Genomic DNA, 2,388 nt, shown 5'->3' with positions numbered 1-2,388 from the left:
GTTCGTGCCCGGTGTACCGGTAGATCTGGCCCGACGAGTTCACCCCCCACACATGGGTCCGCGACCCCACCGAGATCGTCGTCAGTCCACCGGAGATCTGCTTCCAGTCAGCCACGCTGGTTCCTCTTTTCGTGTCGGACCTTGCCTCGGGAACATGCGACACGACCAGGACACCCAAACGGCCCCATATACTGATTGACCTCTTGAAATATCTAGAAATCGATGTTTGAGCGCTGTCCCGTCCTTCCGGCGCACGGCGCTCCGACAGGCCGTGCCGGTCCACGAAGGCCAAAAGCGCCGTAACCCACATGGCGGCACCGGGACCCCGACCGGGACCCCGGTTGAAGCACTCCCGTCCCGGCTGTCTCGGGCGCCCTCACGCGGGCCCCTCTGGCTGGGGTCTCCCCGGCTCCCTGGGCTCCGGTCTGCCCGGGACCGTCACTGACGGCGCGGGCCGTGCGGGGGCGGGTCAGGTGTACAGGCGGTGCGCGGAGTCGGTGGCCGGTACCTGGTGGCCGGAAGCGGTGTAGGCGAAGTTCAGCACGGTCCGTCGGGCGCCGGGGCGGCTGAGGGGGGTGACCCGGTGGGCGGTGAGGTCGCTGCGCAGCAGGTAGGCGTCCCCCGCGTGGTGGTGGAGTCGGCGTGTGCCGGGCTCTCCCAAGGCGGTCAGGTCCCGGCGGCCGGGGTTGAACTCGAGCAGGCCGCCGTCGCGGGGCTCTGCCGGTGCCTCCAGGAACAGCACCAGGGCCAGGGGGTAGTCGTCCGTGTGGGCGCCGTGGGTGTCGCCGGGGCGGTGCAGGACATTCAGCACGTGCCGCTCGACCGGCTCCTCCACGGGCAGCACATCCGTGCCGTGCAGGGCCGCCAGGAGCGCCAGCAGTCCGGTGTCGCGGTACAGGCCGCCGATGAGCGCGGATTCCCGTGCGATGTGGTGGCCGCCCAGGGTGGTCATGTGGCGGGGGCTGTCGTCCATGCATTTCATACGGAAGTCGCGGCGGGTCGCCGCGGCCTCCAGCCGGCCGGCCTCCTGCCGCAGCGCTTCAAGCCCCTGGCGGGTCAGCAGGCCGGGGAGCGGGAGGTATCCGGTCTCGGCGAAGCGGGCCCGGAGCGGGGCGGGCCGTGACGGCAGTGTCAGCACGAGCACAGCCGTACCCCCTGGCCCGGAGGAGGGAAACACGGGGGACTCCTGATGCCGCGGCAACACTGTCCGGCCCCGGGGCCGCGCGGGGTCTGCCGGCCCACGGAGTCATTGCCGCCCTGTCGGCGTCCGCGCCCTCCAAGCCGCTCCTCGATGCGCTGTGGGCGCCCTTGAAGAGGACGGTGTGGAGGGCACCGTGGCACGCCGACGGTGACGTACTCCTGCCGTGCGTGTGCCGGGCGGAGGAACCGGATGCCGCGCTCCGCTCCGCCCGGCTGTCCGGCTCGGCTGCCGCACCCGTCGGACCGGGAGGTCAGCCGCCGCGTGCGAGGCGGACGACGACGGGGGCGCCGGCCGGCGACGTCGGCCACGGGCCGCTGCCCCGCCGCTCAGAGGTCTCTTCGCAGGAGAAGGCACATCGTCTCGTGGCGACGGATCAGCCCGTCAGGTCCTTCTGCGTCCCAGGCATCAGGCCGGCGGCCGTACACGGCGTATCCCAGGCGCTCGTACAGGGCGCGCGCCCGCGGGTTGGTCTCCTCGACGGCGAGTTCGGCCCTGCGCAGGCCGCGGTTGGTGATCCTGTGCTCGGCGGCTCGGATCAGCAACGTTCCCAGGCCGCACGACCGCAGTGCCGGGAGCACGGCGAGCTGCCACAGGGTTCCGGCTCCCTCGGAAACCTGGAAGTCGATGCCGCCGATCGCCACCGGCAGGTTCACCGGGGTGCATACAGCCAGGTAGTCCACCTCGCCGGCGGCAGCGCGCGTCAACTCCCGCTCCACCTGGCGCAGATGGGTGGCCGAGCCCGACCACGTGCATGCGGGCAGGTCTCGGGGCAGCAGGTCGCGCACGCTGACGGGTACGACGGCGGTGGCATCGGTGGATCCGTGTGCGGTGGTCACGACCGTGAGCATGCCGACCGACGCAACGGCACGGCAATGCATTTCCGGGGCCGGCACCGGGTGCCGGCCTGGCCCGCGGCACGGTGCTGCCGCTGTGTCGTACGCGTCCGGGCCTCGGGTCAGGTGCCGGGACGGGTGCCCGTGCGGCATGCGGTCGCCAGGAGCGTGCCGGCGGCTGCACCGTTGACGCCCGGCTCGGCCGTCCGGCCGAGAAGCGGAGCGGCCCCCGCAGCCCCGCCGGGGGGGAGGGGGGCGAACGAAAACAAGGGCGGGAGACGCCGGTGGAGCCTTTTCGTGCTGCACACCGCCGCGCAGATCTGAGAGTGGTTAGTGGGGGGGCCGCCGCGGCGG

At 72.3% G+C, this 2,388-nt stretch carries 3 protein-coding genes; all 3 read right to left on the bottom strand.

Annotation, left to right across the window (positions count from 1 at the left end):
- Nucleotides 1–310: tectonin domain-containing protein (locus tag AC069T_RS04305; protein ID WP_478781391.1), on the bottom strand; the 310-nt coding region annotated here is incomplete at its 3' end.
- Nucleotides 311–469: 159 nt separating this feature from the next.
- On the bottom strand, nt 470–1,138 hold the full coding sequence (locus AC069T_RS04300) for a HalD/BesD family halogenase (protein ID WP_478781259.1): 669 nt from the start codon (nt 1,136–1,138) through the stop codon (nt 470–472).
- Nucleotides 1,139–1,527: 389 nt separating this feature from the next.
- Nucleotides 1,528–2,049, bottom strand: a complete 522-nt coding sequence (locus tag AC069T_RS04295; protein ID WP_478781258.1) for a GNAT family N-acetyltransferase — start codon at nt 2,047–2,049, stop codon at nt 1,528–1,530.
- Nucleotides 2,050–2,388: the final 339 nt, after the last annotated feature.

It is taken from the genome of Streptomyces sp. NPDC043867 (assembly GCF_056435845.1).
Note: the sequence above shows the minus strand (reverse complement) of the source record. Positions and strands in the feature narration are given on the sequence as shown.